Annotated in this window: 25 protein-coding genes and 1 pseudogene; 8 read left to right on the plus strand and 18 right to left on the minus strand. The window is 70.8% G+C overall.

The features are described 5' to 3' along the window. The first annotated feature begins 65 nt into the window (after positions 1 to 65). On the plus strand, positions 66 to 1,523 hold the full coding sequence (locus ACIPTO_RS38560; protein ID WP_366327039.1) for an LCP family protein: 1,458 nt from the start codon (positions 66 to 68) through the stop codon (positions 1,521 to 1,523). Between the two features lie 59 nt (positions 1,524 to 1,582). On the opposite strand, the gene ACIPTO_RS38565 is transcribed toward ACIPTO_RS38560, so the two are convergent. Beyond that, positions 1,583 to 2,134, minus strand: a complete 552-nt coding sequence (locus ACIPTO_RS38565) for an acyl-CoA thioesterase (RefSeq protein WP_328831033.1) — start codon at positions 2,132 to 2,134, stop codon at positions 1,583 to 1,585. 92 nt (positions 2,135 to 2,226) lie between these two features. Here ACIPTO_RS38565 and ACIPTO_RS38570 point away from each other — a divergent pair, with 92 nt between their 5' ends. Then, positions 2,227 to 3,513, plus strand: a complete 1,287-nt coding sequence (locus ACIPTO_RS38570) for an LCP family protein (RefSeq protein WP_366327041.1) — start codon at positions 2,227 to 2,229, stop codon at positions 3,511 to 3,513. Between the two features lie 69 nt (positions 3,514 to 3,582). Here the strand turns inward: ACIPTO_RS38570 and ACIPTO_RS38575 are convergent, their stop codons facing one another. Further along, entirely contained in the window at positions 3,583 to 4,740 is a 1,158-nt protein-coding gene (locus ACIPTO_RS38575; RefSeq protein WP_401199821.1) for an acyl-CoA dehydrogenase, read from the minus strand. 178 nt (positions 4,741 to 4,918) lie between these two features. Between ACIPTO_RS38575 and ACIPTO_RS38580 the strand changes: the two genes are divergently transcribed. Beyond that, positions 4,919 to 6,262: a UDP-glucose dehydrogenase family protein gene (locus ACIPTO_RS38580; RefSeq protein ID WP_401199823.1), complete on the plus strand. Its 1,344-nt coding sequence runs from the start codon at positions 4,919 to 4,921 to the stop codon at positions 6,260 to 6,262. A gap of 183 nt (positions 6,263 to 6,445) precedes the next feature. Here ACIPTO_RS38580 and ACIPTO_RS38585 read toward each other — a convergent pair whose 3' ends face one another. Next, positions 6,446 to 6,946: a CGNR zinc finger domain-containing protein gene (locus tag ACIPTO_RS38585; protein ID WP_401199825.1), complete on the minus strand. Its 501-nt coding sequence runs from the start codon at positions 6,944 to 6,946 to the stop codon at positions 6,446 to 6,448. A 107-nt stretch (positions 6,947 to 7,053) separates the two neighbouring features. On the opposite strand from ACIPTO_RS38585, the gene ACIPTO_RS38590 reads away from it, so the two are divergent. Together ACIPTO_RS38590 and ACIPTO_RS38595 are read left to right on the plus strand one after the other, a co-directional pair. After that, entirely contained in the window at positions 7,054 to 7,479 is a 426-nt protein-coding gene (locus ACIPTO_RS38590) for a VOC family protein (RefSeq protein WP_401199827.1), read from the plus strand. Between the two features lie 77 nt (positions 7,480 to 7,556). Then, the gene (locus ACIPTO_RS38595) at positions 7,557 to 7,940 is read left to right on the plus strand and encodes a VOC family protein (RefSeq protein WP_401199829.1); all 384 of its coding nucleotides are present in this window, start codon (positions 7,557 to 7,559) and stop codon (positions 7,938 to 7,940) included. Positions 7,941 to 7,955: 15 nt separating this feature from the next. Here the strand turns inward: ACIPTO_RS38595 and ACIPTO_RS38600 are convergent, their stop codons facing one another. The 4 genes from ACIPTO_RS38600 to ACIPTO_RS38615 all read right to left on the minus strand — a co-directional run bounded on the left by ACIPTO_RS38600 (position 7,956) and on the right by ACIPTO_RS38615 (position 12,158). After that, positions 7,956 to 9,098: a dipeptidase gene (locus tag ACIPTO_RS38600; RefSeq protein ID WP_366324924.1), complete on the minus strand. Its 1,143-nt coding sequence runs from the start codon at positions 9,096 to 9,098 to the stop codon at positions 7,956 to 7,958. Between the two features lie 188 nt (positions 9,099 to 9,286). Continuing rightward, positions 9,287 to 10,465: a dipeptidase gene (locus ACIPTO_RS38605; RefSeq protein WP_366324922.1), complete on the minus strand. Its 1,179-nt coding sequence runs from the start codon at positions 10,463 to 10,465 to the stop codon at positions 9,287 to 9,289. Positions 10,466 to 10,470: 5 nt separating this feature from the next. Continuing rightward, on the minus strand, positions 10,471 to 11,010 hold the full coding sequence (purE, locus tag ACIPTO_RS38610; RefSeq protein ID WP_366324920.1) for a 5-(carboxyamino)imidazole ribonucleotide mutase: 540 nt from the start codon (positions 11,008 to 11,010) through the stop codon (positions 10,471 to 10,473). Beyond that, positions 11,007 to 12,158: a 5-(carboxyamino)imidazole ribonucleotide synthase gene (locus tag ACIPTO_RS38615; protein ID WP_401199832.1), complete on the minus strand. Its 1,152-nt coding sequence runs from the start codon at positions 12,156 to 12,158 to the stop codon at positions 11,007 to 11,009. Before ACIPTO_RS38615 ends, purE begins: the two co-directional genes overlap by 4 nt. A 163-nt stretch (positions 12,159 to 12,321) precedes the next feature. On the opposite strand from ACIPTO_RS38615, the gene ACIPTO_RS38620 reads away from it, so the two are divergent. Next, the gene (locus ACIPTO_RS38620; protein ID WP_401199834.1) at positions 12,322 to 12,864 is read left to right on the plus strand and encodes a GtrA family protein; all 543 of its coding nucleotides are present in this window, start codon (positions 12,322 to 12,324) and stop codon (positions 12,862 to 12,864) included. Between the two features lie 40 nt (positions 12,865 to 12,904). Here ACIPTO_RS38620 and ACIPTO_RS38625 read toward each other — a convergent pair whose 3' ends face one another. After that, complete coding sequence (locus ACIPTO_RS38625; protein WP_366324916.1) at positions 12,905 to 14,182, minus strand: ATP-binding protein; 1,278 nt, start codon at positions 14,180 to 14,182, stop codon at positions 12,905 to 12,907. Between the two features lie 140 nt (positions 14,183 to 14,322). Further along, positions 14,323 to 15,000 carry a response regulator transcription factor gene (locus ACIPTO_RS38630; protein ID WP_174447603.1) on the minus strand — a complete coding sequence of 226 codons (678 nt, stop codon included), beginning with the start codon at positions 14,998 to 15,000 and terminating at the stop codon, positions 14,323 to 14,325. Between the two features lie 319 nt (positions 15,001 to 15,319). Here ACIPTO_RS38630 and ACIPTO_RS38635 point away from each other — a divergent pair, with 319 nt between their 5' ends. Further along, positions 15,320 to 16,816 (plus strand): oligopeptide:H+ symporter, encoded by a 1,497-nt coding sequence (locus tag ACIPTO_RS38635; protein WP_366324914.1) that lies wholly within the window; start codon positions 15,320 to 15,322, stop codon positions 16,814 to 16,816. Between the two features lie 75 nt (positions 16,817 to 16,891). Here ACIPTO_RS38635 and ACIPTO_RS38640 read toward each other — a convergent pair whose 3' ends face one another. The 8 genes and pseudogenes from ACIPTO_RS38640 to ACIPTO_RS38675 all read right to left on the minus strand — a co-directional run bounded on the left by ACIPTO_RS38640 (position 16,892) and on the right by ACIPTO_RS38675 (position 23,163). Further along, on the minus strand, positions 16,892 to 17,179 hold the full coding sequence (locus tag ACIPTO_RS38640) for a DUF397 domain-containing protein (RefSeq protein WP_401199837.1): 288 nt from the start codon (positions 17,177 to 17,179) through the stop codon (positions 16,892 to 16,894). A 34-nt stretch (positions 17,180 to 17,213) separates the two neighbouring features. Next, positions 17,214 to 17,789, minus strand: a pseudogene (locus ACIPTO_RS38645) (helix-turn-helix domain-containing protein); the annotation flags it as partial. Positions 17,790 to 17,889: 100 nt separating this feature from the next. After that, on the minus strand, positions 17,890 to 19,248 hold the full coding sequence (locus ACIPTO_RS38650) for a hypothetical protein (RefSeq protein WP_401199839.1): 1,359 nt from the start codon (positions 19,246 to 19,248) through the stop codon (positions 17,890 to 17,892). Continuing rightward, entirely contained in the window at positions 19,245 to 20,333 is a 1,089-nt protein-coding gene (locus ACIPTO_RS38655) for a hypothetical protein (protein WP_401200051.1), read from the minus strand. Before ACIPTO_RS38655 ends, ACIPTO_RS38650 begins: the two co-directional genes overlap by 4 nt. Positions 20,334 to 20,347: 14 nt before the next feature. Then, complete coding sequence (locus ACIPTO_RS38660) at positions 20,348 to 21,190, minus strand: hypothetical protein (protein ID WP_401199841.1); 843 nt, start codon at positions 21,188 to 21,190, stop codon at positions 20,348 to 20,350. A gap of 29 nt (positions 21,191 to 21,219) precedes the next feature. After that, the gene (locus ACIPTO_RS38665) at positions 21,220 to 21,942 is read right to left on the minus strand and encodes an LPXTG cell wall anchor domain-containing protein (RefSeq protein ID WP_366324903.1); all 723 of its coding nucleotides are present in this window, start codon (positions 21,940 to 21,942) and stop codon (positions 21,220 to 21,222) included. A 173-nt stretch (positions 21,943 to 22,115) separates the two neighbouring features. Beyond that, positions 22,116 to 22,643, minus strand: a complete 528-nt coding sequence (locus ACIPTO_RS38670; protein WP_366324901.1) for an ATP-binding protein — start codon at positions 22,641 to 22,643, stop codon at positions 22,116 to 22,118. Positions 22,644 to 22,791: 148 nt separating this feature from the next. After that, complete coding sequence (locus ACIPTO_RS38675; protein ID WP_366324899.1) at positions 22,792 to 23,163, minus strand: STAS domain-containing protein; 372 nt, start codon at positions 23,161 to 23,163, stop codon at positions 22,792 to 22,794. Positions 23,164 to 23,478: 315 nt separating this feature from the next. Here ACIPTO_RS38675 and ACIPTO_RS38680 point away from each other — a divergent pair, with 315 nt between their 5' ends. After that, positions 23,479 to 24,360 (plus strand): RNA polymerase sigma factor SigF, encoded by an 882-nt coding sequence (locus ACIPTO_RS38680; protein ID WP_366324943.1) that lies wholly within the window; start codon positions 23,479 to 23,481, stop codon positions 24,358 to 24,360. A 94-nt stretch (positions 24,361 to 24,454) separates the two neighbouring features. Here the strand turns inward: ACIPTO_RS38680 and glmS are convergent, their stop codons facing one another. Further along, on the minus strand, positions 24,455 to 26,302 hold the full coding sequence (gene glmS / locus ACIPTO_RS38685) for a glutamine--fructose-6-phosphate transaminase (isomerizing) (protein ID WP_366324897.1): 1,848 nt from the start codon (positions 26,300 to 26,302) through the stop codon (positions 24,455 to 24,457). Positions 26,303 to 26,434: the final 132 nt, after the last annotated feature.

Consider the following 26,434-nt stretch of genomic DNA (forward strand, 5'->3'; position numbering starts at 1 on the left):
GTATCAGATCGTATCGGCCTACGGTGCTCACGATCCCACGTACGGCCCTCGCGGAGGTGTCCCCCATGCCCACGCCGCCCCGCCGGTCCCCCGCCGCCCGTCCACCGCAGCGGCGCCCACGGCCCCCCGTACGACCGAGGAAGAAGCCGCGCTGGGCCATGCGGGCGGCGACGACGCTGTCCGTGGTCGTCCTCGCCTCCGCCGGGATCGGGCACGCGGTCGTCACCAGCCTCGACGCGGACATCGCCCGCGTCGACCCCTTCAAGGACATGAAGAACCGCCCGCGCGCGGGCCACGGCATGAACGTCCTGCTCGTCGGCACCGACGGCCGCGACAAGATCACCGAGGCGGAGCGGCGCCAGTACCACCTGGGCGGCGCGCCCTGCCACTGCACCGACACCATCATGATCGTGCACATCTCGGAGGACCGGGAGCACGCCAGCGTCGTCAGCCTGCCCCGCGACTCCTACGCCGAGACGCCCCCGCACACCGACCAGACCACCGGCGAGCGGCACGGCCCGCACCCGATCAAGCTCAACGCGGCGTACGCGGAGGGCGGCCCCAACCTCACCGTGCGGACCGTCGAGTCCATGACCCACGTGAAGATCGACCACTACCTGGAGGTCGACTTCACCAGCTTCATGAAGACGGTCGACGTCCTGGGCGGGGTGAGGATCTGCACCGCCGAGCCGCTGAAGGACTCGTACACGGGCCTCGACCTGCCCGCCGGCACGCACACCCTGATGGGCGGGCAGGCGCTCCAGTACGTCCGCTCGCGGCACGTCGACGGCGCCTCCGACCTCGGCCGGATGAAGCGCCAGCAGCGTTTCCTGGCGGCGCTGATCGACCAGGCCACCTCGTCCGGGGTGCTGCTGAACCCGCTGAAGTTCCGTGACGTGACCCGCGCGGTGCTCGGCTCGGTCCGCGCGGACAAGGGCTTCGGCACCGACGAGCTGCTCGATCTCGGCCGGGCGATGCGCACCTTCTCCCCGTCCTCGTCCGAGTTCACCACGGTCCCGATCGGGCAGATGGGCTTCGTCGTGAAGGGCATCGGCTCCACCCTGAAGTGGGACGAGGCGAAGGCGGCGAAGCTGTTCCAGGCCCTGCGCGAGGACAAGCCCCTGGCGGTGCGCAAGCCGGCCCGCGCGGGCGCCGTGAAGGTGGACGTGGCTCCGCAGCAGATCCAGGTCCAGGTGGAGAACGGCACGGCGACCGGCGGTCTCGGCAAGCGCGTGGACGCGGCGCTGGCGGCGACCGGCTTCCGGACGACGCACCAGCCGACGAGCGCGGCCGACCACGCCGTGCACCGGACCGTGGTGGCCTACGACCCCCGCTGGGACCGTTCGGCGAAGTCGCTCGCGACGGCGCTGCCCGGGAGCGAGCTGCGCGCGGTGAAGGGGCAGGGGCCGGTGCTGAAGGTGATCGCCGGGAGCGACTTCAAGCAGGTCACGCGGGTGCGGGCGACGGATGTGCAGCAGGGCGGGTTCGGGGTGGTGACCGGGGACGAGGTGGGGTGTTCGTGACGAGACGGGCTCTTCTTGGATGAAGTAGGCCGTTTTGTAACAGCGTCTGCCGGCGCTTCTCAGTCGTCGAGGCCCTCCGCGGCCCGCTTCTCGCGCAGTTCCATGATCGCGCGGCGGCGGGCCAGGCGGTGGGTGCGGCGGATCTGGGCCTCCTGGTAGCGGCGCTCGTCGCGCTCCGTCTCGGGGAGGACCGGGGGCACCGCGCGGGGCTTGCCGTCGGCGTCGACGGCGGCGAAGACGAGGTACGCGGAGCCGACCTGGGTGGCCGGGGTCGACTCGTTCCACCGCTCGGCCAGAACGCGTACGCCGACCTCCATGGAGCTGCGGCCGGTCCAGTTGACCTGCGCCTTCACATGGACGAGGTCGCCCACGCGGACGGGTTCCAGAAAGGCCATCTCGTCCATCGACGCGGTCACGGCCGGACCACCGCTGTGCCGCCCGGCGACGGCGCCCGCCGCGTCGTCGACCAGCTTCATGATGACCCCGCCGTGCACGGTCCCCAGAAGGTTCGTGTCCGCGTTGGTCATGATGTGGCTGAGGGTGGTCCGGGAGGCGGACGTCGGCTTGCCCGGCAGGTCTGTCATGGTCCTCACCTTATGCCGGGGCGACATCTGCGGACTTTGTGTTGGCTTCGCAACAGCAGTGCCCTGATTTTCCTACGACCCTTGTAAAGGACATGGCCGCAGCCTGCACACTGGGCCCCATGAACGATTGGCCCGAGGGATGGTCCGGCGGCAACCGCGGCAACGAGTACGGACGCGGGAGCGCGAACGCACAGCCGGAGAGCGCACGTGTGATGCGCCAGGTACGACGCGGCCCGCAGGCTCCGCCGTACGGCGCCGGAGTCCCGCCGCAGCCGTCGTACACGGGCGGCCAGGGCTATGACGACCAGAACGGCCAGGGCGGCCCGGACGGCTACGACAACGGGTACGACAGCGGCTACAACACGGGCCATGTCTACGGCGGCGGCGGTCCGGAGGGGCCGGACGGCGGGCGCGGTCCGCGGCGGGCGCCGAACTGGCGGCGGCGGATCAAGTGGACCGCGATCGTCGTGGTCTCCGTGCTGGTCGTGACGACCGTGGGCACGTACTTCTGGGCCGACTCCAAGCTGAACCGCGACGTCGACCTGTCGAAGGTGATCGACCGGCCGGAGGCGGGCGACGGCACGAACTACCTGATCGTCGGGTCCGACAGCCGCGAGGGGCTGAGCGCGGCTGAGAAGAAGAAGCTGCACACCGGCTCCGCCGAGGGCAAGCGCACGGACTCGATGATGATCCTGCACGTGGGCGACAGCGGCGACACCCTGATCTCGCTGCCCCGCGACTCGAACGTGACGATCCCGTCGTACGTGGGCTCGACCTCGGGCAAGACCTACCAGAACACGGGCCGGCAGACGAAGCTCAACGCGGCGTACGCGGAGGACGGGCCGACGCTGCTCGTGCGGACCATCGAGTACAACATGGGCCTGCACATCGACCACTACGTCGAGATCGGCTTCAACGGCTTCGCGGACATCGTGGACGCGGTCGGCGGGGTCACCATCGACATCGACAAGGGCTTCAAGGACTCGTACTCGGGCGCCGACTTCAAGGCGGGCAAGCAGACGCTGAACGGTGAGGAGGCCCTGGCCTTCGTCCGCACCCGGCACGCGTTCGCGGCGTCCGACCTCCAGCGCACGAAGAACCAGCAGAAGTTCCTGTCGGCCCTGGCCCACCAGGTGGCCACCCCGGGCACCCTCCTGAACCCCTTCAAGCTGTACCCGACCCTGGGCGCCGGCCTCGACTCCCTCTCGGTCGACAAGGGCATGTCCCTCTGGGACCTCGCGTCCATGTTCTGGGCGATGAAGGGCGTCAGCGGCGGCGACGGCACCTCCATGAACATGCCGATCTCCGGCTCCGTCGGCGGCAACCTCGTCTGGGACAAGGCGAAGGTCAAGACCCTGGTGAACGAGCTGAACAACGACCAGAAGGTGACGGTCTCCGGCAACTGAGACGACCGACGGCATGAGGAAGGGGGCCCTTGGACAAGGGCCCCCTTCCTCATGCCGACTGCCTTGGAACTACGGCAGGTTGCGTGCCATGACGATGCGCTGGACCTGGTTGGTGCCCTCGTAGATCTGGGTGATCTTGGCGTCGCGCATCATGCGCTCGACCGGGTAGTCGCGGGTGTAGCCGTAGCCGCCGAGGAGCTGGACCGCGTCGACGGTGACCTCCATCGCGACGTCCGAGGCGAAGCACTTCGCCGCCGCGCCCTGGAAGGTGAGGTTCCTGTCGCCGCGCTCCGAGGCACCGGCGGCCTGGTAGGTGAGGGCGCGGGCGGCCTCGATCTTCATGGCCATGTCGGCGAGCATGAACTGGATGCCCTGGAAGTCGGCGATCGGCTTGCCGAACTGCTTGCGCTCCCGGACGTAGCCCTTGGCGTAGTCGAGGGCGCCCTGGGCGATGCCGAGGGCCTGGGCCGCGATGGTGATGCGGGTGTGGTCCAGGGTCTTCATCGCGGTGGCGAAGCCGGTGCCCTCGGCGCCGATCATGCGGTCGGCGGGGATGCGGACGTTGTCGAGGTAGACCTCGCGGGTCGGGGAGCCCTTGATGCCGAGCTTCTTCTCCGGGGCGCCGAAGGAGACGCCCTCGTCGGACTTCTCGACGACGAAGGCGCTGATGCCCTTGCTGCGCTTGTCGGGGTCCGTCACCGCCATCACCGTGTAGTACTCGGAGACGCCCGCGTTGGTGATCCAGCGCTTCACGCCGTTCAGGACGTAGTGGTCGCCGTCGCGGACCGCCTTCGTCTTCATGCCGGCCGCGTCCGAGCCCGCGTCCGGCTCGGAGAGGGCGTACGAGAACATCGCGTCGCCCTTGGCGAGCGGGGTCATGTACCGCTTCTTGAGGTCCTCGGAACCCGAGAGGATCACCGGGAGCGAGCCCAGCTTGTTCACCGCGGGGATCAGGGAGGAGGACGCGCACGCGCGGGCCACCTCCTCGATGACGATCACCGTGGCCAGCGCGTCCGCGCCCGTGCCGCCGTACTCCTCGGGCACGTGGACGGCGTGCAGGTCGTTCGCGACGAGGGCGTCCAGTGCCTCCTGCGGGAAGCGGGACTCCTCGTCCACCGCGGCGGCGTACGGCGCGATCTTCGCCTCGGCCAGTGAGCGGATCGCGTCGCGGAGCATGCCGTGCTCCTCCGACGGGCGGTACAGGTCGAAGTCAGCCGATCCGGCCAAGGTCTCTCACGCTCCAAGGACGCTGTGATCACAGTGCTAATTACTGTTAAGTAACCCAAATTTTAGGGGCCCGCCCACGGGAGGGATACGTGAGCTTGGCGACAGGGGGAAAGGTGCCCGGTGAGAGCGCCGGTTATGCTCGGGCGCGCATCGCCACCGTCCCCCTTCTGGAGCACTCATGGCCCTCAAGATCACCGTGATCGGCACCGGCTATCTCGGCGCCACGCACGCCGCGGCCATGGCCGAGCTGGGCTACGAGGTACTGGGCCTGGACGTCGTCCCCGAGAAGATCGAGATGCTCCAGCGGGGCGAGGTCCCGATGTACGAACCGGGGCTGGAGGACCTGCTGCGCAAGCATGTCGCCGGGATCGAGGGGTCCACCGGGCGGCTGCGCTTCACCATGGACTGGGCCGAGGTCGCGGAGTTCGGCGACGTCCACTTCATGTGCACGAACACCCCGCAGAAGCACGGCGAGTACGCCTGCGACATGTCGTACGTCGACCGGGCCTTCGAGCTGCTCGCCCCGCATCTCACGCGCCCGGCGCTGGTGGTCGGCAAGTCCACGGTGCCCGTCGGCTCCGCGGACCGGCTCGCCGCGTACCTCGCCGCGCACGCGCCCGCCGGCGCGGACGCCGAGCTGGCCTGGAATCCGGAGTTCCTGCGCGAGGGCTTCGCCGTCGAGGACACGCTGCACCCCGACCGGATCGTCGTCGGCGTGCGCAGCGAGCGGGCCGAGAGACTGCTGCGCGAGGTGTACGCCGGGCCGGTCGCGGACGGGTCGCCGTTCGTCGTGACGGACTTCCCGACGGCCGAGCTGGTGAAGACCGCCGCGAACTCCTTCCTCGCGACGAAGATCTCCTTCATCAACGCGATGGCCGAGGTCTGCGAGGCGGCGGACGGCGATGTCGTGAAGCTGGCGGAGGCGATCGGGCACGACGAGCGGATCGGCAGGAAGTTCCTGCGGGCCGGGATCGGCTTCGGCGGGGGCTGCCTGCCCAAGGACATCCGGGCGTTCATGGCGCGCGCCGGTGAACTGGGCGCCGACCAGGCGCTGACCTTCCTGCGCGAGATCGACTCCATCAACATGCGGCGGCGCGGCCAGATGGTCGAGATGACCCGCGAGGCGCTCGGCGGCGGCTCCTTCCTCGGCAAGCGGGTCGCGGTGCTCGGCGCGACCTTCAAGCCCGACTCCGACGACGTCCGCGACTCCCCCGCGCTCAACGTCGCCGGCCAGATCCACCTCCAGGGCGGCCAGGTCACCGTCTACGACCCGAAGGGCATGGCGAACGCCCGCCGACTCTTCCCCACCCTCGGCTACGCCGACACCGCGCTGGAGGCCGTGCGCGGCGCGGACGTCGTCCTGCATCTGACGGAGTGGCGCGAGTTCCGCGACCTGGACCCGGCGTCCCTCGGCGAGGCGGCACGCGCCCGCGTGGTCCTGGACGGCCGCAACGCCCTCGACCCGGCGCTGTGGCGGAAGGCGGGCTGGACGTTCCGGGCGATGGGGCGGCCCACCGCGTAGCGCGCGGCCGGGCGGACGACGGCGGTCCGGCCGAGGCTCAGTCGGCCGGACCGCCGTCTGGCTGCATTCTGCACCACTGAACTGTGCTCGGCGCCGCGACCGCCCAAGTCGCCTTCCACCAGGGCGACTTGGCCCGTCCGCGGGACGTCTCCGCGCGCCCTGGCCGCCTCGCGCCCGCGCCCCTCACCTGGCCCGGTACCGCCGCATCTTCGCGCGCGCCCCGCAGACCGCCATCGAGCACCAGCGGCCCCGGCCGGCCGGACTGCGGTCGTAGTACGCCCAGTGGCAGGTGGTCGCCTCGCAGGCCTTCAGGCGGGACCAGGTGCCCGCGACGAGGGACTGGGCGACCGCCGAGGCGACCCGGGAGAGCAGGGGGGCGGCGTCGGCGGGTGCGAGGCTCGCGGTGCCGTCGCGGGCGTCCACCGCGACCAGCAGCGGTGCCCCGGACAGGAGTTCGCCGAGCGGGGTGGTCTCCTGGTGCGCGGGGTGGCCCGCGTGGGCGAGGAGGGTGGCGCGCAGGGACTCGCGGAGTTCGCGGGCGGCCGGCACCTCCGGCTTCGTGAGGCCGAAGGGGGCCCGGCCGTCCGCCGTGTCGAGCGCGTCGGTGCCCGCCTCGATGTCCAGCGTGTTGACCAGGGCCTCGATCAGGGCCAGGTCTCCGGGCGCGGGGACTCTCTCGCTCATGTTCGCGACCACTTCATGCTTGCGACGTTACCTCCAATGGGGCAGCATGCAGTAACCGTCATCGTTACTCCATGACGGCATCTATGGGTAACAAGGAGGAGTCCGTCATGACCGGCCCCGACCTCAGCCCCGCCCCCGACCCCGTCTCCGGCACCACCCCCGCCCCCACCCCGCTCGCCGAACTGGGCGCCGTGGTCCTCGACTGTCCCGCCCCCCGCGCGCTCGCCGCCTTCTACGCCGGGATTCTCGGCGGCACCGTCGAAGAGGACGACGAGGGCGGCTGGTGCGACCTGAAGCTTCCCGGTGGACGGACGCTCGCGTTCCAGGAAGCGCCCGGACACGTACCGCCGAAGTGGCCCGCGCCCGGCGACTCCCAGCAGTTCCACCTCGACCTGACCGTCACGGACCTGGACGCGGCCGAGAAGGGCGTCCTCGCCCTGGGCGCGAGGCCGCTGGACACCGACGACCGGGCCCGCACCTGGCGTGTGTACGCCGACCCGGCGGGGCACCCGTTCTGCCTCTGCGCCTGCTGACGACCACCGGCGCGTTCGCCCCCGCCACCGACCCCGAATCTGAATCCGAGAACGACTCCGACACCAGAGAGGTCGCCTTGACCGCCGTCGCCCGTTTCCGTTCCACCGTGATCGACTGCCCCGACCCCGTCGCGCTCGCGGAGTTCTACGCCGGAATCCTCGGCGGCGCGCCCCACGTGGCCGACGACGAGTGGGTGGTGCTCGACATCCCGGACGGCCCGCGGATCGCCTTCCAGCGGGTGACGGACTACACCCCGCCGGAGTGGCCGCGCGCCGACCGGCCGCAGCAGTTCCATCTCGACTTCGACTCCGGGCCGACCTGGGCGGAGCTGGAGGTCGCGGAGGCCAGGGCCCTGGCGCTCGGCGCGCGGCCCCTGCACCAGGAGGACGAGGAGGACTTCCGGGTGTACGCCGACCCGGCGGGGCATCCCTTCTGCCTCTGCCGGATCGACCGCCCCTAGGACCCGTCCGGGAACCTACCCGTCCAGCTCCGCGATCTTCGCCGTGGACGGCTCCCGGCGCTGCTGGGCCGCTCGCGCCGTGAAGTCGCCGCTGCGCAGGACGCGTTGGACGTTGCCCCAGCTGAGCAGGGCGAGGTCGGGCTCGGACCAGCCGCGGTGGAGGAGTTCGGCGATGAGGTTCGGGTAGCAGGACGCGTCGGCGAGGTCCTGCGGGTGCGCCGTACCGGCGTCGTACGTGCCGGACAGGGCGACGCACTCGCGGCCGGCGACCTCGTGGACGTGGTCGAGGTGGTCGGCGACGTCCCGGACGGACGGGCCGGTCTGCTCGGCGGTGAGCGGCACCATGCACAGGCCCTTGGCGGCGCCGACCGCGGCGAGGAGTTCGTCGGAGAGGTTGGCCGGGTGCGGGCGCAGCGTGCGGGCGGCGGAGCGGGTGAACAGCACCGGCGCCTTGGAGACCGCGAGGGCGCGGCGGATCGTGCCGTCGGAGGCGCCGGAGAGGTCCGCGAGCACGCCGAGCCGGTTCATCTCGCGGACGACCTCCTCGCCGAACCGGGTCAGCCCGGCCTCGCTCGCCCAGGACACCCCGGACAGCGTGAGGACCCGTAGGCCCAGCACGTGCAGGGAGCGCAGGATGCCGAGCGAGTCGCCGAGCGCGGCGGCTCCGGCGGGGCCGAGCAGGACGGCGATGCGGCCGCAGTTGCGCACGTCGGTGGTCTCGCCCGCGGTGTGCGCGAGCCGCAGCCCCTCGGGGTGGGCGCGGACCACCGTGTTCACGAGGTCGAGCTGCTCCAGGGTGGCGCCGACGGCCCGGTCCCCGGCGAGCCCCTCGGGCAGGTGCAGCGACCAGAACAGCGCGCCGACGTGTCCCTCCCGCAGCCGGGGCACGTCGGTGTCGACGGAGCTCTCGCCCAGTTCCAGGTCGAACCACGGCAGGTGCCGCAGCGCCCAGGGCAGCCCGCTGTAACCGTCCGCGACGGGGTGCGCGGCGAGGATGGCGTGCGCGCGTTCCAGCGGGGCGGCGGCCGGGTCGGAGACGGGGTCGTACGGTTCCGCGGTGTCCGGCGGGAAGGGCCCGCCGGGAAAGGGCTCGTGGACCAGGTCGTCGAGCTCGCCGAGCTCGGTCGTCGGGTGCAGTTGGTCCTGGAGGTCGGCCATGGCGGGCTCCGTACGTCGTTACGGCTGTACGGTCACCGTCGCACGCCCGCAGGGCGGCTACCTGGTGGGCGGGGCGTTCGGGGTACGGGGCCCGGCCGGCCGCATTCCGTGCCGCGTGGGACACGCGGGCGGTGCGGCCGGCCGCACCGCCGGACACCCCGCCCGCGGACGATCCGTCCGGTCTCCGGTCAGCCGTCCAGCGACTCGATCGTCGCGTTCGACGGCCCCCGCGTCCCCTGGAGGTCCCGCGCCACGTCCTCCGCAGCGCCCAGCACCCGTACCGCGTTCTGCCAGGTCAGCTTGGCCAGGTCGGTGGTGGACCAGCCGCGGTCGAGGAGTTCGGCGATGAGGTTCGGGTAGCCGGAGACGTCGTTCAGGCCGTCGGGGGTGAAGGCCGTGCCGTCGTAGTCGCCGCCGATGCCGAGGTGGTCGACGCCCGCGACCTCACGCATGTGGTCGAGGTGGTCGGCGACGGTGGAGACCGTGGCGACGGGCCGCGGGTGGCGTTCCTCGAAGGCGCGGTGCACCTTCATCGCCTCCTCGGTGGTCTCCAGGTGGTGCAGGCCGTGCGCGCGCATGTTGTCGTCGGCCGCGGCCGTCCAGTCCACGGCGGCCTGGAGCACGAACTTCGGCACGAACGTCACCATCGCCATGCCGCCGTTGCCGGCCAGCCGCTCCAGCACGTCGTCCGGGACGTTGCGCGGGTGGTCGCAGACGGCCCGCGCCGAGGAGTGCGAGAAGATCACCGGGGCGGTGGACGTGTCCAGCGCGTCGCGCATCGTCGTCGCCGCCACGTGCGAGAGGTCGACGAGCATGCCCTCGCGGTTCATCTCGCGCACGACCTCCCGGCCGAACGCCGACAGCCCGCCCACTCCGGGCTCGTCCGTCGCCGAGTCCGCCCACGGCACGTTGTCGTTGTGCGTGAGCGTCATGTAGCGGACGCCGAGCGCGTACAGCCCCCGCAGCGTGCCGAGGGAACCGGCGATCGAGTGCCCGCCCTCCGCGCCCATGAGGGAGGCGATACGGCCTTCCCCGCGCGCCGCCTCCATGTCCGCCGCGGTCAGCGCGGGCGCCAGGTCCTGCGGGTAGCGGGCGAGCAGCTGCCGTACGCAGTCGATCTGTTCGAGCGTCATCGGCACCGGGTCGGGCAGGTCCGAGCGGACGTACACCGACCAGTACTGCGCGCCGACGCCGCCTTCGCGCAGCCGCGGGATGTCGGTGTGCAGGTGCGCGTTCTGCGGCACGGCGATGTCGCGGGCGTCGAGGTCGTAGGTGACCTGCTTGCGCAGCGCCCAGGGCAGGTCGTTGTGCCCGTCGACGACGGGGAACTCGCGGAGCAGGTCCCGGGCCCGGTCCAGTGACGTCATCGCCGTCACTTCCCGAAGCCGAAGCCGCTGGCGCCGCCGCTCTCGACCTTGGCGCGCAGCCGCTTGCCCTTCTCGGCGGCCTGGTCGTTCAGCTCCTGCTGGAACTCCCGCATGCGGACGAGGAGTTCGTCGTCGTGCGTGGCCAGGATGCGGGCGGCGAGCAGACCGGCGTTGCGCGCGCCGGCGACCGAGACGGTGGCGACGGGGACACCGGCCGGCATCTGCACGATGGACAGCAGCGAGTCCATGCCGTCCAGGTACTTCAGCGGCACGGGCACGCCGATCACCGGCAGCGGGGTCACCGAGGCGAGCATCCCGGGGAGGTGGGCGGCGCCGCCCGCGCCCGCGATGATCACCTTGAGGCCGCGGCCGTCGGCGCGCTCCCCGTAGGCGATCATCTCGCGGGGCATGCGGTGCGCCGAGACGACGTCGACCTCGTAGGCGATCTCGAACTCGTCGAGGGCCTTCGCGGCGGCCTCCATGACGGGCCAGTCGGAGTCCGACCCCATGACGATTCCTACGACGGGTCCTGCGGCGGGGCTCATTCGGTGATCGTGCCTCTCAGATAGCCGGCTGCGTGGCGGGCGCGTTCCAGGACGTCGTCCAGGTCGTCGCCGTAGGTGTTGACGTGGCCCACCTTGCGGCCGGGCTTCACGTCCTTGCCGTACATGTGGATCTTCAGCTGGGGGTCCCGGGCCATGCAGTGCAGATACGCGGAGTACATGTCGGGGAAGTCGCCGCCGAGCACGTTGCACATCACGGTCCAGGGGGCCCGGGTCCGCGGATCGCCCAGCGGGAGGTCGAGGACCGCGCGGACGTGGTTCGCGAACTGGCTGGTGATCGCGCCGTCCTGGGTCCAGTGACCGGAGTTGTGCGGGCGCATGGCGAGTTCGTTGACGAGGATGCCGGAGGACCCGTCGTCCTTGCGGGTCTGGAACAGCTCGACGGCGAGATGGCCGACGACCCCGAGTTCCTTGGCGATGCGCAGCGCCATCTCCTCGGCTTCCAGCGCGAGGGACTCGTCCAGGTCGGGGGCGGGCGCGATGACCGTGTCGCAGACGCCGTCGACCTGCTGGGACTCGACCACCGGGTAGGCGACGGCCTGCCCGTGCGGGGAGCGGACGACGTTCGCCGCCAGCTCGCGCACGAAGTCGACCTTCTCCTCCGCGAGGACGGGGACGCCGGCGCGGAACGGGTCGGCGGCCTCCTCCGCGGAGTCGACGATCCAGACGCCCTTGCCGTCGTAGCCGCCGCGGACGGTCTTGAGGACGACCGGGAAGCCGTCCCCCTCCGCCGCGAACGCCACGACGTCCGCCGGGTCGCTCACGAGCCGGTGCCGCGGGCACGGCACGCCGATCTCGACGAGCTTCGCCCGCATCACGCCCTTGTCCTGGGCGTGCACGAGCGCGTCCGGGCCGGGGCGCACGGGGATGCCGTCCGCCTCCAGGGCGCGCAGATGCTCGGTGGGTACGTGTTCGTGATCGAAGGTGATCACGTCGCAGCCCCGCGCGAAGTCACGCAGCGTGTCGAGGTCGCGATAGTCGCCGATGACGACTTCGCCGACGACCTGCGCCGCGGAATCCAGTGGGGTGTCACTGAGGAGCTTGAATTTGATGCCGAGCGGGATGCCCGCCTCGTGTGTCATACGAGCGAGCTGACCCCCGCCGACCATGCCGACTACCGGGAACGTCACTCCCTCAGGGTATCGGTCATGCCAGGGCGGCCCGATTTCCGCACCTCTTACCGTTCTTTTCCAGGTCTCTTCCCAACCTGTGAGCGGCTTCACGGGCGCCGGGGGAAAGCGGTGGTTAGCATGGCTGGGTCGAGAATCCGAGAAGACGGGGGCCTGCCCAGCCATGGACCGTGGTTCCGAAGGGCCTTTCAAACGGCTCGCCCGCGAGGTCGCCAAGTTCGGCGCGGTGGGCGTGGTGGGCACCGTGGTGAACTTCGCGGTCTCCAACCTGCTGTGGCATCTGACCAGCCTCCAGGCCGTGCGCGCCAACGTGATCGCCACGATCGTCGCCATCGGGTGCAACTACGTCGGCTTCCGCTACTTCACCTACCGTGACCGCGACAAGAGCGCCCGCACCAAGGAACTCAGCCTGTTCCTGGCGTTCAGCCTGGTCGGCCTGGTGATCGAGAACGGCGTCCTGTTCGCCGCGATCTACGGCTTCGGCTGGGACAGCTCGCTCCAGCGCAACATCTTCAAGGTGCTCGGCATCGGCATCGCGACGCTGTTCCGCTTCTGGTCGTACCGCAGCTGGGTGTTCAAGGCGCTCCCGGTGGAGGACGAGGTCCTCGTGGAGCCGGAGGTCCTCGCGGAGTCCGCGTCCGACCCCGCTCCCGCGGCTCCCGCCGCCCCCGAGCCGCTGCCCCGCCCCAAGCAGCACGTGAGCTGACCCGGGCCGCTCCGGCTCCCCCGGCCCGTCCCGGGCGCCCTCAGCGGACCGTGGGCTCGTCCTCGTCCACAGGCGTGCGCTTCGCCGGCGGCGTACGCGACAGGAACAGCCCGAACACCGGCGGCTGCGCCTGCAGCATCTCCAGCCGCCCGCCGTCCGCCTCCGCGAGGTCGCGCGCGACGGCCAGCCCGATCCCGGTGGAGTTGCGGCCGCTGATCGTGCGCTCGAAGATGCGGGCGCCGAGGTCGGTCGGCACCCCCGGCCCCTCGTCCGTGACCTCCACGACGGCCTGGTTGCCGGTGACGCGGGTGCGCAGGGCGACCGTGCCGCCGCCGTGCATCAGGGAGTTCTCGATCAGCGCGGCCAGCACCTGCGCGACCGCGCCCGGGGTGCCGACGGCCTGCAGATGCCGCTTGCCCGAGCTGACGATCGCGCGCCCGGCACTGCGGTAGGCGGGCCGCCACTCGGCGAGCTGCTGCTGGATGACCTCGTCGAGGTCGAAGGAGACGGCGGAGCCGGTACGGGGGTCACGCGCGTTGGTCAGCAGCCGCTCCACGACGTCCGTGAGCCGCTCGACCTGCGTCAGCGCGATCGTCGCCTCCTCCTTCACCGTGTCCGGGTCGTCGGTGAGGGTGATCTCCTCCAGCCTCATGGACAGCGCGGTCAGGGGCGTCCGCAGCTGGTGCGAGGCGTCGGCGGCCAAGCGCCGCTCGGCGGTGAGCATGCGGGCGATGCGCTCGGCGGAGGAGTCGAGGACATCGGCGACCCGGTCCAGCTCCGGCACGCTGTACCGCTTGTGCCGGGGCCGCGGGTCACCCGAACCGAGCCGCTCGGCGGTCTCCGCGAGGTCGGTGAGCGGCGAGGCGAGCCGGTTGGCCTGGCGGACGGCGAGCAGGACGGCGGCGACCACGGCGAGCAGGGCGACGGCGCCGATGATGAGCAGGGTCCGCCCGACCTCGCGGGTGACGGTCGAGCGGGGCTCCTCGACGGTGACCGTCTCGCCCTCCTCGCCCTTGGCGGTGGAGCGGATGACGTCACCGGTCGGCTTGGTGCCCACCTCGATCACCGGGTCGCCCGGGATGCGGATCACGGCGTAGCGGTCCTCGGTGACCTGTGTGCGCAGCACCTCGGAGTCGACGATCTCCGCCCCGAGGATCCGGCTGTCCACGATGCTGGCCAGCCGGAGCGCCTCGGAGTCCACCCGTTCCTGGGCGCTGTTGCTGATGGTCCGTGTCTCCACGATGACGAGGGACACACCGAACACGGCGATGACCACGAGCACCACGGCGAGCGTGGACTGGATAAGACGACGACGCACGGGCCCCTCCGGGCGGTGACTTTGTGAGAACCGGCGTGGGGAGCGCCCTTAGGGGCGCGGGGAACTGCGCGACCAGCCACACGCAGCCGGCACCCGCGCACCCACCCAAGCCACCACGGCGATGTCGCGCGTAGACCGACCTAGCTCTTCTCGAACCGGAACCCGACACCCCGCACCGTGGCGATGTACCGGGGGTTGGCCGCGTCGTCACCGAGCTTCTTCCGCAACCACGAGATGTGCATGTCGAGGGTCTTGGTCGACGACCACCACGTCGTGTCCCACACCTCGCGCATCAGCTGGTCACGGGTCACCACCCGGCCGGCGTCCCGCACCAGCACCCGCAGCAGGTCGAACTCCTTGGCGGTGAGCTGGAGTTCCTCGTCGCCCATCCACGCGCGGTGCGACTCGACGTCGATCCGGACGCCGTGCGTGGCGGGCGGCTGCGCGGGCTCGGCGGCACCGCGCCGGAGCAGGGCCCGGACGCGGGCGAGCAGTTCGGCGAGCCGGAAGGGTTTGGTGACGTAGTCGTCGGCGCCCGCGTCGAGGCCCACGACGGTGTCCACCTCGTCGGCGCGCGCGGTCAGGATGAGGATCGGGACGGTGTGGCCCTCGGCGCGCAGTCGGCGGGCCACTTCCAGGCCGTCCATGCCGGGCAGGCCCAGGTCCAGGACACACAGGTCGATGCCGCCCTGGATGCCGGCGTCGAGCGCTGTGGGTCCGTCCTCGCGCACCTCGACCTCGTAACCTTCCCGGCGCAAAGCGCGGGCCAGCGGCTCCGAAATGGACGCGTCGTCCTCGGCGAGCAGTACACGGGTCATGAGGTGATGGTAGTCCGCCTCGGACAGCGGTCGGGGTGTGATCGCCACGAGTGGTTCTTACCTTCGGGCCCATGTGATTCGCTGGTGTGAAGAACGTGGTCCGAACCTGCGCCTGTGAGGTGTGATTCGTGTATCCACCTTCGAATAGGCGATCACGGTTCCACTAATCCCTGTGATCGATGTCTCAAGTCCTTCCATATCCGGCAGTGTCCTGCCGTATGGTGGCCTGACCGCCTGTAGTGACACTGAAGACCTTTGGCGAGCTTTTACAGCTGAAGGTCTTTTTTGTGTGCGGTTTCCCGACCAGCAAGGATCGATCATGGCGTCCAGCCTGACGAAGGACTCGGTGACTCCGGGCACCCCCGGTTCCGAGCAGACCTTCTTCGGCCACCCCCGCGGACTGGCCACTCTCTTCATGACCGAGATGTGGGAGCGATTCTCCTACTACGGCATGAAGGCTCTCCTCCCGCTGTACCTGGTGGCACCCGGCGGCCTGCACATGAGCGCGGCCACCGCGACCGCGATCTACTCGGTGTACCTGTCGCTCGTCTACCTGCTCGCCCTCCCCGGCGGCTGGTTCGCGGACCGCGTCCTCGGCCCCCGCAAGACGGTCGCCGTGGCCGGCGTGATCATCATGCTCGGCCACCTCACCCTGGCACTGCCGTCCTCGGGCACGTTCTTCGCGGGCCTCGGCCTGGTGGCGATCGGCTCGGGCCTGCTGAAGGCCAACATCTCCACGATGGTCGGCCACCTCTACGAGGGCCCGGACGACCCGCGCCGTGACGGCGGCTTCACGCTCTTCTACATCGGCATCAACGTCGGCGCCTTCGCCGCGCCGCTGGTCATCGGCACGGTCGGCGAGAACGTCAACTGGCACTTCGGCTTCGCGCTCGCCGCGGTCGGCATGGCCCTCGGCCTCGCCCAGTACCTGCTCGGCACCCGCCACCTCAGCTCCCGCTCGGACATCGTCCCCACGCCGCTGTCCGCGCAGGAGAAGGCGGCCACGCTCCGCAAGTCGGCGCTGTGGGCGGCCGTCGCCGTCGTCTTCTACGCGGTCGTCGGCTTCTCCGGCCACTACACGCTGAACTGGCTGCTGGTCCCGATCACCGTCGCCGGCCTGCTCATCCCCGTCCTGGTGATCGCCCGCATCAAGCGCGACAAGGACCTCGACCGCGCCGAGCAGTCGAAGATGTCGGCGTACATCTGGTTCTTCGTGGCCGCGGCCGTGTTCTGGATGATCTACGACCAGGGCGGCTCGACGGTGTCCCTGTTCGCCGACTCCTCGGCGAAGAACACCGTCTTCGGCTGGAACTTCCCGGTCTCCTGGTACCAGTCCGTCAACCCCGTCCTCATCATGGCCCTCGCCCCGGTCTTCGCCTGGGCCTGGCTGGCCCTGGCCCGCCGCGGCAAGGAGCCGAGCACGGCGACGAAGTTCGCGATGGGCCTCGCCCTGATCGGCGCGTCCTTCTTCCTCTTCCTGGCCCCGCTCGCCATCGCCGACGGCGGTCACAAGGCGGCGGCGATGTGGCTGGTGGCGATCTACTTCGTCCAGACGGTGGGCGAGCTGGCCCTCTCCCCCGTGGGCCTCTCCGTCACCACGAAGATGGCCCCCGCGAAGTACGCCTCCCAGATGATGGGCGTCTGGTTCCTGGCGGTGACGGCGGGCGACGCGACGACGGGCCTCCTGTCCATCGCGGGCGTGGACCTCAACAAGACCGGCATCGTCGCCTTCCAGGCCCTCCTGGCGGTCCTCGCGGGCGCGGCCGTCTGGATGTACCGCAAGCGGGTCCGCGAGCTCATGGGCGACGTCCACTGACGCGCTCCGCCGCCGACGAGGGCCCCGCCGCACCGGAGTGCGGCGGGGCCCTCGTCGTGGATACGGAGGCGCGGGTTAGGACAGCGCGCCCTGCCGTACGGCTGTGACGAACGCGGTCCAGGCGGATGCGGGGAGGATGAGGGCGGGGCCCTCACGGTGCTTGGAGTCGCGGACGGGGACGACGGGGGTGGGGGCGTCGTCGGCGACTTCGAGGCACTGCCCGCCGTCCTGGTTGCTGTAACTGCTCTTGCGCCAGGCAGCGTTCCGCAGGAAGTCGTCGGAGGCTTCGAGGCACTCGCCGCCGTCCTGGTTGCTGTAGCTGCTCTTACGCCACGTCACCTGGCTCAGGTCGACCACTCTCACGACGCCTCCTTCAACATCCGCTCGATGAACGTGCGCGACGCGCAGTGTCGAGCAGATGCCGCAGTTGGGCGTGCCACTCCTCGCTGTCGCTCAACGGGGTACCCAGCACCGCTTCCGAGATGATCGAACGGAACTGCGGCGCGTTCTCCCCCAGCAGCAGACCACGGCGACCCATCCGCGCCTCGACCTGTGCCTCCAGTTCGTCCCCGGTGAGGCCGCCCGCCGCGAGCAACTCACGCGCGTACTCCGGCGTTTGGAGCACACCGGGCAGGTTGGACACCGCGTAGTGCCACAGGCTCACCGCCTCGGCCTCCAGCACCATGTACCGCCGGTACCGCTCCTTGAACTGGGTCGGGTCCGCGACCGCCAGCTCCCACAGCGCCAGCAACAGACCCGGCGTCCCGTAGTAGTCGTCCAGCGCTCGCGCGATCTCCGGGCTCCCCAGACTCTGCCCCCGCTCCAGCTTTCCCAACGTCGAGCAGTCCCAGCCCAGTTGCTCCGCGAGCTGCCGCAGACTCGCCCCACTCCGCTCGCGCAGCCGGCGGACCTCCTCCGCGAACCGCTGCCGCGGCTCCTGGCTGCGGCTCGTCACCGCTCGTCGCTGCGGCACCCCGTACCCCCTCCCCCACTCCACCTGAACACGCACCGTAACGCGACCGGTGCCCTCCGCACAGGAAAAGGGGAGGAGGAGTACGCCCACGGGGAGAGGCCTACCTCAGCCGCCTCCGTCCCGGCATGAACGTGAACACGGCCACGCCCAGCAGGATCGCCGTGCCGGACACCAGGCCCAGTGCCTTCAGGCCGCCGTGGCTGTCGGAGCCCGTCTCCGCGAGCCCGCCGGAGGTCGACGAGGACGAGGACGTGCCGCCCGAGCCGGAAGACCCGCCGGACCCGCCGGACGCCCCGGACGCCTGCTCCGTGGTGTCCAGGGTCAGCGAGACCAGGGACTTCGTCGGCGTGCAAGTCGTCGTCGTGCCGAGGGCGTTGACCGTGAGGACACCGGGCGACAGCGTCGACGAACCGCTCGCGCCGGGCTTGTACGTGCCGGTCAGGTCCGGGATCTCGATGGGGTCGCCGGACTTGATGGCGCTGGAGTTCGTCGGGCCCTCCACATGGACCGTGCCCGAGTCGGCGCCGCCGAGGACGACTTCCATCGACGGCTTCACCGAGTCCGCCGGAATGTCCGCGGGGCTGTCCATCACCGAGCCGTTGAACTTCACGGTGAGGGCGTAACTCCCGCCGTCCTTGGAGGCGTTGATCTGGACCGGCGAGGTCGCGTTCTTGTCGCCGATCGGCGTCTTGCACGCGTAGGGGACGTCGACCTGCTTGCCGGTGAAGTCGGTCTGACCGGTACCGGTGCCGTCGCTCGGCGAGGCGGACGTCGATGTCGACGACGACGCGGAGGCCGAGTCACTGGGCGACGCGGAGGACGACGTCGAGTCCGACGGGGTCGGGGAGCCGCTCGACGAACCGCCGTCCCCCGCCGTCACGTTGATCGTCGCCGCCGTCGGCACCGTCCCCGTCGGCGTGCACACGGTGTCGGTCCCGTACGCGTTGACCGTGTACGCGTCCGGGGCCAGGTTGACCGTCCCGGGCGCCGTCAGCTTCAGCGTGCCCTTCATGTCGGACAGCACCATGTCGCCGCCCTTGGGGATCGCCGGGTTGGTGCGCGTCCCCGTCATCGCCACGTCGGAGGTCTGCGCGCCGGCCGCCTTCAGCGTCCCGGTCGGCAGGACCGTGTCGGCGGGCAGGTCGATGATGTCGGGGTTCTTGGACGCGGCCTGGGTGAACTTCCAGACGACGTCGACGGTGTCGCCGACCTTCGCCGTGGCGGGCGCGTCTATCTCGACCTTGGTGGTGCCGTCGATCGGGTCGGCGACCCCCGCGGGCGGCACGCAGTGGGTGGCGTAGGACACCTCGGCGGCCTGCGCGGTCCCGGCGGTCAGGCCGAGCGCGAGGCCCGCGCCGCCGAGGACCAGCGCGAACGCCGCCGCGCCCGCGCTCCGTACACCGCCGCCACCTCTGCCTCGGCCTTCGCCGGCCGGTGTGACTCTCCTTCGCTTGCTCACGTAAGTCCCTTCCTGGTGGGAGTCGTCGGACTCGTCGGGCTGTCGTCGTGCGGTGCGGAGAGCCGACCGGCCGTGCCCGGATCGGAGTCCGGGGTGAACCACGGCAGGGTCGAGGTCGTGGCGGCGTCCGTGCGCGAGGGGTCCGCCGTGCCGAACTTCGGCATGCGCAGGGTCACTTGGGCGGGCAGGTGCAGGGCCCGGTGGCGGGGCGGGCCGGTGCTGCGGGCCGCCTTGCGGGGGCGCAGCCGGTCCACCACGGCCATCCCGACGCGGAACACCGCCGCCGGCACGACCACGCAGAGCAGGATCCAGAACAGGGTCACGCCCCAGGGGCGGCCGACTCCCCACGGCTGTTCGGCGAGGACTCGGCCGCCGTACTTCATCGAGACGGTGTAGTCGCCGTGCGCCCCGGCCGCGAGGTCGACGGGAAGTCTGATCTCCGCCTTCCCGCCGGGCGCGATGGTGCCGTTGTACTGCTGGTCGTCCCACTGCGGTGCGAACACCCCGTGGGAGGTGCCGACCTGGAACACCGGGTTCTTGACCGGGGACGAGCCGGCGTTGCCGACGGTGAGGACCAGCGTGCGGGACGGTGGCGCCCCGAACCAGGTCAGCAGGCCGCTCGAACCGTCCAGCCGGGTGTCCGACAGGACCGAGAGCCGTCCGGCGGCGGGCTCCGCGGGGAGGGGTTCGACCGCGTGTCCGGCCACCTGAAACACCGCGTCGGCGGACGCGCTCGCCCCCGTCACCGTCGCCACGTGCACCACGCACGGGCACGGCACCGGCGGCTCCGACACCGGCAGTTTCCTGCTGAAGACGCCCTTGGCGTCGGTCGTCACGGCTCTGCCGTCCGCGTTGGCACAGGAGTTGGTGCCGCCGATCACCCCGCGCGCGGGTGTGGCCTGCCCGCAGATCAGCACCATCAGCAGGGCGTGCGCCCGCCATCCGCTCCCGGAGACGGTGATCGAACCGCCCGTCCCCGCCTGCCCCGTGGAGAGCTTCACCGCCGGCCCGTCCGCCGCCGCGGCCGGCGTCGCCCCCGCCCACGGCAGCAGGAGCAGCGCGAGCACCGCCACCAGCGCCGGCATCCGTACCTTGCCGCTCACATCACCGCTCCCGTCAACTCGGCTTCCGTACGCGGTTGTTCGGCCGTCCCGTCGTCGCCCCCACGGCGCCGCCGCCGTCGTACGAGAAGCAGCGCGCCGCCGGCCAGGGCCGCGCCGCCGGTCGCCGCCACCGCGCTCCACGGCACGAACCGTGTCGACGTGTCCGCCGTGTCGTGGGCGCCGCCCGCCGCCGTGACCGTGAGCCGCAGGTCGACCGCGTCCAGGGCGGGACGGCCGGGCCAGGGTTCGGTGAGTTTCAGGCGGGCGCCGGGCGGGAGCCGGACGGGGAGGGTGCGGGGGGCGCGGTCGAGGAGGGTGCCGAGGACGCCGGTGGCGTGGACGGCGAGTGCCGGGGTGAGAGGGGTGGTGCCGCGGTTGACCAGCTCGTAGGCGATGCGGTCGCCGTGGACCGTGACGTGTTCGACGGTCAGTGCCGACAACTCCGGTCCGCGCACGCGGAGTCGGAGCCGTACCGTCGCCTCCCGGCCGCTCGTGTCGCGCGCGACGATCGTGGCGGTGCGGTCGCCCGGGCCGGCGGTCGCCGGGACGTCCACGGTGAACGGGACGTCGGCGCGGGTGCGGGCGGGCACCCGGACCCCCGTGTCCGCGAAGGTGACCGGGACGCCGCCGGCGCGCAGCCGGACGGTGACCGGACGGGTGGTGGGGTTGGTCACGGACACCGTGTCCTGGAGGGTCGCGCCGGGCTCGCCCTCGGCGTAGAACGTCGGCCGTCCGCCGCCCGCGGGCGCAACGGTCCATCCCCCGGCGGCCGTTGCGGTCGGCGCGGTCGCCAGGAGGGCGAGGAGGGACAGACACAGGACGCGGGCGGTCGACAGCATGGGCGGCTCCAGCGGGCGTACGGGGGCTGTCAGCGGCGGGCGCGGGCCGTCTGGTTGCGCCGGGTCAGCCACAGGGTGCCCGCCGCGCCCGCGAGCAGGACCGTGCCGCCGAGGGTGCCGAGCGCGATGACCGAGTCGTCGGGGCCGGTCTTCGGGAGGGTGCCGCTGGAGTCCGTACCGGTGCCGCTCCCCGTCGAACCGGTGGAGCCGGTCGACCCGCTGGAGCCACCCGATGAACCGCCCGCCGCCGTGACGTCCAGCGTGAGCGACGGCCCGGGACTGTTCGTCGGCGTGCACGTCGTCGTCGTACCGAGGGCCTTGATGGTCAGGACGGCCGCCGTGAACGTGACCTTGCCGGACGCCTTCGGGGTGTACGTACCCGTCAAGTCGTTGATCTTGATGGGGGTGTTGGCCGGAATCGCCGCCTGGTTCGCCGGCCCCGACACCGCGACGGTGCCGCTGTCCGCGCCGCCGACCTTGATGGTGGCGCTCGGGCTCATCGCCCCCTTGCCGAGTTCGACGGGGCTGGAGGAGACGCCCTTCTGCCAGGACATGGTGAGCTTGTAGCCGCTGCCGCTCTTGACGCCCTTGATGTCGATCGGCGAGACGGCGGTCTTGACGCCGATGGGCGTCTGGCACTTGTAGTTGACGTCGACCACGTCGGCCCGGGCTGCGGGGGCGGCCATGAATACCGCCGAGCCGGCCAGGGCCGCGACAGACGCGAGCGCTGCGGTTCGTTTCTGGTACGACACGGTCCCCTCATTCCTGACGGCACATCAGATCGGCCGTCAAGGTACGCCCGGGCCCCAGAGGAGGGAAGACAAGACGCACGCCGGAGTTGTGACGATCCGGCGTGCGTGAGGAGAGAACCCGGTGGAGGGAGTGGAGGGGCGAACCGAACGAGAGGGGCGGGGAGGGACGCGGCCTAGGCCGGTGCGCCCAGCTCCGCCCATACCGTCTTGCCGGTGACGCCCGGGGCGCGGACGACCCCCCAGTCCAGGCACAGCCGCTGCACGATGAACATGCCGTGGCCGCCGGGGCGGCCCGCGCGGTGCGGGGTTCTGGGAGCGGGCTGACCGGTACCGCGGTCGGAGACCTCGACGCGGATCACCTTCTTGTCGCAGGTGATCCACATCTCGTCCGGTCCCTCGGCGTGCAGACAGGCGTTGGTGACCAGTTCGGAGACGACGAGGAGCACGTCCTCGGCGGCGGCGCGCCGGTCGGCGCCCTCGGCGGGCAGCCAGCCCCAGGCGTACAGCGCCTGGCGGGCGAAGTCCCGGGCCAGCGGCACGACCCCGCTCTCACCCGCGAAACTGAGTCTGCGGGTGTCCCGGCCCACGGCCGGTTCGGCGTCGTCCCCGACGGACGGCACGGCAGCGCCTCCGGCGGGCGCCTCCGTAGCGCCACCGGGCTCCGGGCGGTCGCCCGGCGGATAGGGCCGGGTGGTGCTCATCAGCGCTTCACCTCACCGATTCACCGGTTCACAATTCAAGAGTCGGTACGTGTTCAAGAGTCACTACGTGGATCACGAGCGTTTTGATCGCTCTGGTTCTCGACAGGCTCAGATGTTCTCCTGCCCGAGCGAACCGGCAAAACACCCCTTATTCGTCGGCGAGAGCAGCCTCAAGGGTGTCGTGGACGGTGAAGACCGCATCCGCCCCTGTGATCTCGAAGACGCGCGCCACCGCGGGCATCATGCCCGCGAGATGCACTCCGCCATCTGCGGCTTCCGCCTTGAGGCGTGCGCCGAGCAGCACGTTGAGGCCCGTGGAGTCGCAGAACTCCAGTCGTGAGCAGTCCACGACGAGCCGTGCGTACCCATGGGCGAGCAGGTCCTCCAGCGGTTCGCGCAACAGATCGGCGGTGTGGTGATCCAACTCACCCGCCGGCGTCACGACGGCGCTGAGGCCCTGTTTCCGCACCTCGACCAGAAGCCGGCCAGACTGTGCGCTGCCGACCGTCCCGCGGTCCATGCCGTCTCTCTCTCCCGAGGTCGTGGCTGTTGACGTTCGCCCTGGAACACTACGCCTTCCTCACACTCTCTGACACCCGAACAATCGCCCACAACTGGACATATGGGTGCGCATCGCACTTGCGGCGAGCTCCGAAAAACGGGTAGGCCTAGGAGGGACGCGTATGCGGACATTCGATACAACCGAATCGTTCGATACGTCTGAGTATTGATTGTTGTGACCGATATGACCGACACGACCGGCTTTGGAGGCGCCGCACTCCGCAGTGCACGCACCGGCTTCGGCAGCCATATGCCGAGAACGATGGAGGACACCATGTCACCCCGGCTCGACGCATCGCCTACCCCTGAAGCGACGTCGACACCCCCACCGGCTCAACTGGATCCCACCGCCATCGAGGGGCTCCCCGAGATCCCCCCGTACGACGAGATCGGCGCGGTCGACGCACGAGCGCTCTCCAAGACCCTCTTCGAGCGGCTCGAATCGCTCGAAGAAGGCACGCACGCATACGCGTACGTCCGCAACACGCTCGTCGAGCTCAACCTCGCGCTGGTCAAGTTCGCGGCCTCCCGCTTCCGCTCGCGCAGCGAGCCGATGGAGGACATCATCCAGGTCGGCACCATCGGCCTGATCAAGGCGATCGACCGCTTCGAGCTCAGCCGCGGGGTCGAGTTCCCCACCTTCGCGATGCCCACCATCGTCGGTGAGATCAAGCGCTTCTTCCGCGACACCTCGTGGTCCGTGCGCGTCCCGCGCCGGCTCCAGGAACTGCGGCTCGACCTCGCCAAGGCCGGCGACGAACTGGCCCAGCAGCTCGACCGCGCGCCCACCGTGGGCGAACTGGCGGAGCGCCTGAAGATCTCCAAGGACGAGGTCGTCGAGGGCATGGCGGCGTCGAACGCCTACACCGCCAGCTCACTTGACGCCCAGCCCGAGGAGGACGACTCCGAAGGCGCCCTCGCGGACCGCATCGGCTACGAGGACCACGGGCTCGAAGGCATCGAGTACGTCGAGTCGTTGAAGCCCCTGATCGCCGAACTCCCCACCCGGGACCGGCAGATCCTCTCCCTGCGCTTCGTGGCCAACATGACGCAGTCGGAGATCGGCGACGAACTGGGCATCTCGCAGATGCACGTGTCGCGGCTGCTGTCGCGCACCCTGGTGAAGCTGCGGAAGGGACTCACGGTCGAGGAGTAGTCCTCGACCCGCTCCCCCGGGAGCCCGGCTCCCCTGCCTGTGCTGAGCGCGGCGCGCATGTGCGTGCGCCGCGCTCAGGCCGTTCCGGCGCCGCCTACTCCACCGTCACCGACTTCGCCAGGTTCCGCGGCTGGTCCACCTCGTTGCCTCGGGCCGTCGCCAGCTCGCAGGCGAACACCTGCAACGGCACGGTCGCGACGAGCGGTTGGAGCAGGGTCGGGGTGACCGGGATCCGGATCAGATGGTCCGCGTACGGGACGACCGTCTCGTCGCCCTCCTCGGCGATCACGATCGTCATCGCGCCCCGCGCCCGGATCTCCTGGATGTTGGACACGATCTTGTCGTGCAGGACGGACCGCCCGCGCGGCGACGGCACGACCACGACGACCGGCATGCCCTCCTCGATCAGCGCGATCGGCCCGTGCTTCAGCTCGCCCGCCGCGAAGCCCTCGGCGTGCATGTACGCCAACTCCTTGAGTTTCAGGGCGCCTTCGAGAGCGACGGGGTAGCCGACGTGCCGCCCCAGGAACAGCACGGTGTTCTTGGCGGCGACCGAGCGCGCCAACTCCCGTACCGGCTCCATGGTGTCCAGCACCCGCTCCACCTCACCGGAGATCTGCGACAGGTCCCGGATGACGGCCTGGATCTCGTCCCCCCACTTGGTGCCGCGCACCTGGCCGAGATACAGGGCCACGAGGTAGCACGCGACCAGCTGCGTCAGGAACGCCTTCGTCGACGCCACGGCGACCTCCGGCCCGGCGTGCGTGTACAGCACCGCGTCCGACTCCCGGGGAATCGTCGACCCGTTGGTGTTGCAGATGGCCAGGACCTTCGAACCCTGCTCGCGGGCGTGCCGCAGCGCCATCAGCGTGTCCATCGTCTCGCCGGACTGCGAGATGGCGATCACCAGCGAGCGGGCACCCAGGATCGGGTCCCGGTACCGGAACTCGCTGGCCAGCTCCACCTCGCAGGGGATCCGCGTCCAGTGCTCGATGGCGTACTTGGCGATCAGACCCGCGTGGAAGGCCGTACCGCAGGCGACGATGACGACCTTGTCGATCTCCCTCAACTCATGCACCGGGATGCGGACTTCGTCCAGGGTGAGCAGACCCGCCGCGTCGATCCGGCCCAGCAGCGTGTCGGCGACCGCCTTCGGCTGCTCGGCGATCTCCTTGAGCATGAAGTAGTCGTAGCCGCCCTTCTCGGCGGCGGACGCGTCCCAGTCGACGTGGTACGAACGGACCTCGGCCGGAGCGCCGTCGAAGCCGGTGACGGTCACTCCGTCCCGGCGCAGCTCCACGACCTGGTCCTGGCCCAGCTCGATCGCGGAGCGCGTGTGGGCGATGAACGCGGCGACGTCCGAGGCGAGGAAGGCCTCGCCCTCGCCGACCCCGACCACCAGCGGCGAGTTGCGCCGCGCCCCCACCACCACGTCCGGCTCGTCCGCGTGCACCGCGACCAGCGTGAAGGCGCCCTCGAGCCGGCGGCACACCTGGCGCATCGCCTCCGCCAGGTCCGCGCACGCCGAGAACTCCTCGGCCAGCAGATGCGCGACCACCTCGGTGTCCGTGTCGGAGACGAGGTCGTGCCCGCGCTCGGCCAGCTCGGCGCGCAGACAGGCGAAGTTCTCGATGATGCCGTTGTGCACGACGGCGACCCGGCCCGCGTTGTCGAGATGCGGGTGGGCGTTCGCGTCGGTCGGGCCGCCGTGCGTGGCCCAGCGCGTGTGCCCGATGCCGGTCGACCCCGCGGGCAGCGGGCGTTCGACCAGCTCCTTCTCCAGATTGACGAGTTTCCCGGCCTTCTTCGCCGCCGCCAGCCCGCCGTCCGCGAGCACGGCGACCCCCGACGAGTCGTAGCCCCGGTACTCCAGCCGCTTCAGCCCGGCCATCACGACATCGAGCGCCGACTGCGACCCCACGTATCCCACGATTCCGCACATGCGCGGCAGCCTAGGGCCCGAACCCCTCCCGAACACGGCACTTCGTGCCCGATTTCGGAAATTACGGCCACCTGCCGACGGACCCGACAGGCGCGCCGGACACCCCGCGTGACGCACCCCACCCGCCACCCC

The organism is Streptomyces sp. NPDC090083, assembly GCF_044747445.1.
GTDB lineage: Bacteria > Actinomycetota > Actinomycetes > Streptomycetales > Streptomycetaceae > Streptomyces.

Coding starts and splice junctions, on each gene's coding strand:
- ACIPTO_RS38680 (WP_366324943.1), top strand. CDS start 23,479: ATGTCACCCCGGCTCGACGCATCGCCTACCCCTGAAGCGACGTCGACA.
- glmS (WP_366324897.1), bottom strand. CDS start 26,302: ATGTGCGGAATCGTGGGATACGTGGGGTCGCAGTCGGCGCTCGATGTC.
- ACIPTO_RS38630 (WP_174447603.1), bottom strand. CDS start 15,000: ATGACCCGTGTACTGCTCGCCGAGGACGACGCGTCCATTTCGGAGCCG.
- ACIPTO_RS38565 (WP_328831033.1), bottom strand. CDS start 2,134: ATGTCGCCCCGGCATAAGGTGAGGACCATGACAGACCTGCCGGGCAAG.
- ACIPTO_RS38585 (WP_401199825.1), bottom strand. CDS start 6,946: ATGAGCGAGAGAGTCCCCGCGCCCGGAGACCTGGCCCTGATCGAGGCC.
- ACIPTO_RS38580 (WP_401199823.1), top strand. CDS start 4,919: ATGGCCCTCAAGATCACCGTGATCGGCACCGGCTATCTCGGCGCCACG.
- ACIPTO_RS38605 (WP_366324922.1), bottom strand. CDS start 10,465: ATGACGTCACTGGACCGGGCCCGGGACCTGCTCCGCGAGTTCCCCGTC.
- ACIPTO_RS38620 (WP_401199834.1), top strand. CDS start 12,322: ATGGACCGTGGTTCCGAAGGGCCTTTCAAACGGCTCGCCCGCGAGGTC.
- ACIPTO_RS38590 (WP_401199827.1), top strand. CDS start 7,054: ATGACCGGCCCCGACCTCAGCCCCGCCCCCGACCCCGTCTCCGGCACC.
- ACIPTO_RS38635 (WP_366324914.1), top strand. CDS start 15,320: ATGGCGTCCAGCCTGACGAAGGACTCGGTGACTCCGGGCACCCCCGGT.
- ACIPTO_RS38670 (WP_366324901.1), bottom strand. CDS start 22,643: ATGAGCACCACCCGGCCCTATCCGCCGGGCGACCGCCCGGAGCCCGGT.
- ACIPTO_RS38660 (WP_401199841.1), bottom strand. CDS start 21,190: ATGCTGTCGACCGCCCGCGTCCTGTGTCTGTCCCTCCTCGCCCTCCTG.
- ACIPTO_RS38675 (WP_366324899.1), bottom strand. CDS start 23,163: ATGGACCGCGGGACGGTCGGCAGCGCACAGTCTGGCCGGCTTCTGGTC.
- purE (WP_366324920.1), bottom strand. CDS start 11,010: ATGAGCCCCGCCGCAGGACCCGTCGTAGGAATCGTCATGGGGTCGGAC.
- ACIPTO_RS38655 (WP_401200051.1), bottom strand. CDS start 20,333: ATGCCGGCGCTGGTGGCGGTGCTCGCGCTGCTCCTGCTGCCGTGGGCG.
- ACIPTO_RS38570 (WP_366327041.1), top strand. CDS start 2,227: ATGAACGATTGGCCCGAGGGATGGTCCGGCGGCAACCGCGGCAACGAG.
- ACIPTO_RS38600 (WP_366324924.1), bottom strand. CDS start 9,098: ATGGCCGACCTCCAGGACCAACTGCACCCGACGACCGAGCTCGGCGAG.
- ACIPTO_RS38560 (WP_366327039.1), top strand. CDS start 66: ATGCCCACGCCGCCCCGCCGGTCCCCCGCCGCCCGTCCACCGCAGCGG.